2 tRNA genes and 1 rRNA gene are annotated in these 764 nt (G+C 36.9%); all 3 read right to left on the bottom strand.

The features are described 5' to 3' along the window. Positions 1 to 253 precede the first annotated feature (253 nt). A tRNA-Ala gene (locus tag IEV84_RS16390) sits at positions 254 to 327 on the bottom strand. A 153-nt stretch (positions 328 to 480) separates the two neighbouring features. Next, positions 481 to 554 (bottom strand) — tRNA-Ile (locus tag IEV84_RS16385). A 128-nt stretch (positions 555 to 682) separates the two neighbouring features. Next, positions 683 to 764 (bottom strand): 16S ribosomal RNA (locus IEV84_RS16380); the annotation flags it as partial.

Genomic DNA, 764 nt, shown 5'->3' with positions numbered 1-764 from the left:
AGAGCCTAGGCATCCCCCATACGCCCTTATTTTGCTTATTGTACCAATCTTGTTATTTAAAACAAGACCGTTTTTGTTTGTTTTTTATTATCTGTATTGCTACTTATAACAAAAAACACTTTCTACTTTTTGTATTTTCTTATCTCAATATGTCAATGAACTTTTGCCGTGGGAAATTTCAATTTTTAAAATCCCAAATTCCAATTATTGGGTTTTGGTATTTCTTTTTTTTGAAATTTGCCCTTTGGGCTTGTGGAGAATAACGGAGTCGAACCGTTGACCTCCTGCGTGCAAGGCAGGCGCTCTAGCCAGCTGAGCTAATCCCCCGTTTTTTTAGTACTCAGTTAACAGTTTTCAGTTAACAGTTCAAAACGGTTCACTAAAAGTGTAACTCAACTTCTAAAATTTCCTTTATTTAAGTAAAAATTCCTTTTTTTTGTTTTCTGATTACTTACTACTGTAATCTGCCAACTTTTTTTGTAGTCCCGGGCAGACTCGAACTGCCGACCCCTACATTATCAGTGTAGTACTCTAACCAGCTGAGCTACGAGACTCTGTTTTTACTTAAATTCTTAATTCTTTTTTTAAATTAACAGCAAGAGTAATAAAACTTTTATTTTAGAACCATTAGTTCTTTTCGTCTTTTCCCTAGCGTGCTATTAAGCTAACACTAAGGCTCTAGAAAGGAGGTGTTCCAGCCGCACCTTCCGGTACGGCTACCTTGTTACGACTTAGCCCTAGTTACCAGTTTTACCCTAGGCAGC

The sequence above is a fragment of the Flavobacterium palustre genome (genome assembly GCF_014639535.1).
In the GTDB taxonomy this organism is placed as follows: Bacteria; Bacteroidota; Bacteroidia; order Flavobacteriales; family Flavobacteriaceae; genus Flavobacterium; species Flavobacterium palustre.
This window is presented reverse-complemented; position numbering and strand designations above follow the sequence as displayed.